5 protein-coding genes and 1 pseudogene are annotated in these 4,875 nt (G+C 44.5%); all 6 read right to left on the bottom strand.

Annotated features, from left to right (window positions below; all coding sequences use genetic code 11):
- The coding region (locus tag KNO70_RS15950; RefSeq protein WP_214812853.1) for a hypothetical protein at positions 1 to 342 on the bottom strand (342 nt) is incomplete at its 3' end.
- A gap of 1,796 nt (positions 343 to 2,138) precedes the next feature.
- Complete coding sequence (locus KNO70_RS15945) at positions 2,139 to 2,588, bottom strand: Hsp20/alpha crystallin family protein (RefSeq protein ID WP_214686324.1); 450 nt, start codon at positions 2,586 to 2,588, stop codon at positions 2,139 to 2,141.
- Between the two features lie 230 nt (positions 2,589 to 2,818).
- Positions 2,819 to 2,962 (bottom strand): hypothetical protein, encoded by a 144-nt coding sequence (locus tag KNO70_RS15940; RefSeq protein WP_214812852.1) that lies wholly within the window; start codon positions 2,960 to 2,962, stop codon positions 2,819 to 2,821.
- Positions 2,963 to 3,015: 53 nt separating this feature from the next.
- Positions 3,016 to 4,155, bottom strand: coding sequence for a zinc-dependent alcohol dehydrogenase (locus KNO70_RS15935; protein WP_214812851.1), 1,140 nt, complete (start codon positions 4,153 to 4,155; stop codon positions 3,016 to 3,018).
- 272 nt (positions 4,156 to 4,427) lie between these two features.
- Positions 4,428 to 4,637: a hypothetical protein gene (locus tag KNO70_RS15930; RefSeq protein ID WP_214812850.1), complete on the bottom strand. Its 210-nt coding sequence runs from the start codon at positions 4,635 to 4,637 to the stop codon at positions 4,428 to 4,430.
- A gap of 17 nt (positions 4,638 to 4,654) precedes the next feature.
- A pseudogene (locus KNO70_RS15925) lies at positions 4,655 to 4,875 on the bottom strand (hypothetical protein); the annotation flags it as partial.

Below are 4,875 nucleotides of genomic sequence, written 5' to 3'. Positions count from 1 at the left end.
ATTGATCCGTTCCGGTTTCGTCTCGATGGCGAAATAGTCGTCGTCCAGCCGGGACTGCCCCGTGACCGGGTCGATCTTCAACGGATCCGTGGCGACACGCTTCGCCTTTGTCACACTGGAACGGCTCGTCTGAACGAAATCGAGCACCTTTTTTTCCGCATTCGAATGGTTGCGGTCGATATGCCAACGCTTCGTCCGTTGGTCGAACGTCGCCCCGGCCGACTTCAGCGCCTCTCGTAGCTTCTCCTTGCCCACTGGCGCATGTTGCTTCGCCAGATCCAGGAACTTCATGCGCTCGTTCAGTTCCGTCACCTCGTAAATCGTGAGGTCCATGTTCTTCATCGGAGACCACCCTTTCTTCTTTGGTTGTTGCCAACCTTCCCTCTTACCCTCTTGATTCTTCGCAATTGGGGCTAATCCCTTCTTGTTTTTCCTTCTGGATCGCCCTGGCATCCTGTCGGATGTCTCGGGCGATCCTCTCAAGGCCTTCCTTCTCTCTGCTGAACGCACTTCGCTACGGCGTTTACGCCTTCGCTCGCTTGTCGGGGCACATGCGGAACACGTCGCCAGACTGCGCTAGGCTCGTATTCCTCGTGCCACATATGAATTTGCATCTTCTCTTGCTTCCTCGCTGATCTGTTTGCTCTTTGTTCTTTTCTTTTTAGAACTTGGAAAGAAAAAGACTTGAAACCAAAGAGAGCACCGGGCATACTCCGGTAGGGAAGATAGGAAACGGCTGGATGGGCAGACTAACCCCTTTGAAAAAGGATGCGGTTAAAATCTGCCCACCACGTTCTCCGTCTAGTGCAAGACGAGGTATCCGTATGTCTAGGCGTTCCAAGACTCCGGGGTGTCTCAACCCCGACATGTGACTCGTTGCGCATCATTCGCGCACACAAGGCGTTTCCACGCCCTACCTTGCTGCCTTTCGGCGACTCGTCACATAACCCACTATACGACGGCCAGGGCCGTCATATGTCGTGTCACAGCAATCATACAGCCGCTTACTAGAAAATCTCCTACAGTTTGTCGTAGGGCTGTCTACAGTCGTACCATATGACCCCGTTTGAACCTCCATATATTAAACGATCTTTACCATATCCCTGAAGGGACTTAGGCTATGTACAGGGCTTTCCGTCCTTCCCCTGCTAACGTCACATCACGTGCTGGAACTGCGGTGATGACCGATCCATTTTACTGCGTCGGCTGGATGAACCTACTCGTTTAGAGAGCGAGTGCGGACCTCTTTTATATGTAAGACCAAAACAAAAAGGACATCATTCAGTAGCGTGTTTCGTGAAACTCGCTACTGAATGATGTCCTTTTTTATACTAAAACCTTGAAGTTACTAAGGTAAATTAGTATGATAAGTTCATCTAAGTTAGGTGCGTACCTGCTATGTACCCCTAACCTTCAATAGCGATGTCTCTTACACACCGCTATACAAAATCGTCACTTCAATGATCTTCAACTTGTCGCCAAACAAGCTGAAGGGAGAAGTGGCGTTTTTTGTTGTTCCGTCCATATTTTGTTACTGATTATTCTACCTCTACATAGATATGATGACAATAAAATATTTCTTCTTACTGCATCGTTTTTCTATTTCGCTTGTCACGGATCTTCATGTAAATTGCGTATATCAACCCTAGATAGGCAACCACGGTACCGAAATAAAATAGATAGTCGACCCAAGGCTCAGAGTACGGAAATCTAGTGAATTGATAACTCATAAGCGTAAAAAACACACTCATGAATAACATATGACCAACATCTCTAAAGTTCTTTTTAACCGTATCAATAATCAATTCACTCACCTCTTGTTTGAAGATTCTGATAATACAAATATAGCATAAAAAAGTGGCACATTTCGTGCCACTTTCGTGTTTTCACTGGCACATTTCGTGCCACTTTTGGACTTTTGATGATATCACGGAAACCCCAGGCTCTGCCTGGGCTATCACGGAAAGTGATAGCAGTTTCCCCTTATGCTCTTTGAACACTTGTTTATACGGGATTCCTCCGACAACAAATCGTATCAACTAACAGAAACGGGAAATCTTGATTCTTCCAGAGAAATGATTATCAAAAAAAGAAAGGCGAAACGCCTTTCTTTCAGGAGGGATCACACGAAATAAACGTTACTCAATCATGATGCGTTTCGAGGTCTCTAAATGCTCTTTCTTAGGAAGAGTCAATGTCAAAACTCCATCTTCCAATTTAGCTTGAGCGCCCTCTTCACTCACATCTTTCAACAAAATGCTACGGGACATCTGAGACATCCGACGTTCTCTATGAATATATTTATCCCCTTCTTCTTCCGAAACTTGTTCATGTTTAACGGATAGGTTGAGACGACCGTCATCGATCGTTAGATGGATATCTTCTTTTTTGACTCCAGGCAGTTCCGCCTCAATAACATACTTCTCTCCCTCGTCTTTGATGTCCACCTTAAATGTGTCGTGTCTTAAGCTTCTTTCAAATGGAAATCCGCTTACCGAGAAAAAGTCATCTAACATGTTCGAAAAATCATTAAACCCAAGGTTCATCAAATCATTACGCTTCTTGTTGAAAGGAATCAAACCAGCCATGATAATCACTCCTTAGATTTTTATTTTTAGCACTCGTATCTATAGAGTGCTAACCACAATTTATAAATATCAAAAATCAAAAAAAACGTCAATAAAAAAACGATCGATTTCACCCAAAAAGTTTGTGAAATCGATCGTTTTTTACATGTTTTTTAGACTTTGGCTTGAGAGCGTCGTCAAGTTTGCGTGGAGTTTTTATTTCACGCAAACTTGGCGTTTTTTTGCCCTTTTTAGAGTTTCACATCGTTTTCCAGGGCGATCTGCTTCAACTGCTTATGTAACGCCACATCCATCTCCTGAATGAATACCTCGGTCATATCGAATTTCAGGTATTCATTTGTCTCCTTTGACCCGATTTTTTCTTTTGATTCCACGATATACAACAGCCCATCCAAAAATCGGATGGGCTGTTTGAGTATGAGATAGCTTATGGTTTCAAGACGACCTTGATACACCCATCTGCCCGATCATTAAATGTTTGATAGGCAGAAGCAGCATCATCAAGTGCCACTCGATGCGTCACGATATCTGTTGGATCAAATTCTTTGTTGATAATTTTTTGGAACAGTTCCGGCATCAAATGGACAACGGGTGCTTGTCCCATTTTTAGCGTAATATTTCGGGTGAAGAAATCGCCAAGCGGGAATTGATTGTATTTTTCAGCATAGACACCCGTCAACTGTACGGTACCAAATTTCCGGACAGCGTCCTTCGCAATATTAATGGCACTCAACGTTCCACCTTGCAGACCAATCTTTTGTTCGATTTTTTCTACAGCGGACATCTTTCCGTCAAAACCGACGCAATCAATGACGACGTCTGCCCCACCCTGTGTCAACTCTTTAATGTATGCACCACTTTCGGCGTGGTCCGAGAAGTTCACCGTCTCAACTTTATTCGTCATTTTAGCATGATTTAATCGATACACTTGATCATCTACTGCAATGACCCGTTTCGCACCTTGCATCCATGCGAATTTTTGTGTCATCAGTCCAACTGGTCCTGATCCAAGTACAACGACCGTATCTCCTTTTTTCACACCTGCATGTAAGACACTCCAATACGCCGTAGGTAAAACGTCAGACAAGAACAGTAATGCCTCATCTTCTAGTTCACATGATTCAGGAATCACGAGTGGCATAAAATTCCCAAACGGAACTTTCAAATATTCCGCCTGACCACCAGGATGTCCACCAAACTCTTCTGTGAAACCGAAATACCCACCTGTATCGACATGGGGATTTCCGTTCGAGTTATCGCATTGACTTTCCATATCATGTTCACAAAAGAAACAGTGACCACAAGCAACGTTAAACGGTAACACAACCCGGTCTCCTCGCTTGACCTTCGTCACATCTGGTCCCACCTCTTCAACTATGCCCATCGGTTCATGACCAATGACATAGTCTTTGTGAGCCGGCATATTCCCCTGATAGATGTGTAAGTCTGAACCACAAATGGCAGTCGATGTGATTTTGACGATGATGTCATCGTTTTTTTCAATCGATGGATCCTTTACTTGTTTGACTTGAACATCCTTCGCTCCTTGGTACGTTACGGCGCGCATCTGAAATCCCCCTTAGTGAAATAGAATGACGTACCTTTTTCCTTACCCAAATACCATCATTTCCTCTACATGTTTATTGGAATTGGATACCATGTCTTTGAAAGGGGATGACCATTACGCAATCGATATGTAATTTTATAAATCCGGAAAGTAAAAAAAAAAGATTGTGAAAACGGTCGATTTCGCCCGTTTTTCTCGTGCTTGGCTCTGGAGCAAGGACATCTTTGCGAGGAATTGTCATTTCACGCAAAGAAGGCGTTTTTTTGCTCTTTTTAGAGATTTCTCGAGTCGGACACCTTCCGGTATAGTTCGATCACCTGGGGGTTCTCTTTCTCCCACGCCGTGTTCTTCAGCATCGGGATTTTGAAGATCATCTCCATCTCAATCATCAACTCTCTCAGTTGCTCATCTCGCAGGCGGATCGACGGATCTCGCATGATTTCCTCGTACCTCGACTCGAACCCCTTTATCGTCATCAACATCTTCATCACTCCTTTTATTATTTTTTCTTCTCGACGTAATTCCGCAGCACGCCCTCGACCAACTCGTAGAGTTTCACATCGTTCTCCAGGGCGATCTGCTTCAACTGCTTATGTAACACCACATCCATGTCCAACGAGACTTTTTTACGATTGATCCGTTCCGGTTTCGTCTCGATGGCGAAATAGTCGTCGTCCAGCCGGGACTGCCCCGTGACCGGGTCGATCTTCAACGGATCCG

The organism is Exiguobacterium sp. s181 (assembly GCF_018617125.1).
GTDB lineage: Bacteria > Bacillota > Bacilli > Exiguobacteriales > Exiguobacteriaceae > Exiguobacterium > Exiguobacterium profundum.
The sequence above is the reverse complement of the archived record's forward strand: the minus strand, read 5'-3'. Positions and strand labels throughout refer to the sequence as shown.

Bases quoted from the DNA above. Each gene is read 5' to 3' on its own strand.
- KNO70_RS15945 (WP_214686324.1), bottom strand. From the start codon at position 2,588: ATGGCTGGTTTGATTCCTTTCAACAAGAAGCGTAATGATTTGATGAAC.
- KNO70_RS15935 (WP_214812851.1), bottom strand. From the start codon at position 4,155: ATGCGCGCCGTAACGTACCAAGGAGCGAAGGATGTTCAAGTCAAACAA.
- KNO70_RS15930 (WP_214812850.1), bottom strand. From the start codon at position 4,637: ATGTTGATGACGATAAAGGGGTTCGAGTCGAGGTACGAGGAAATCATG.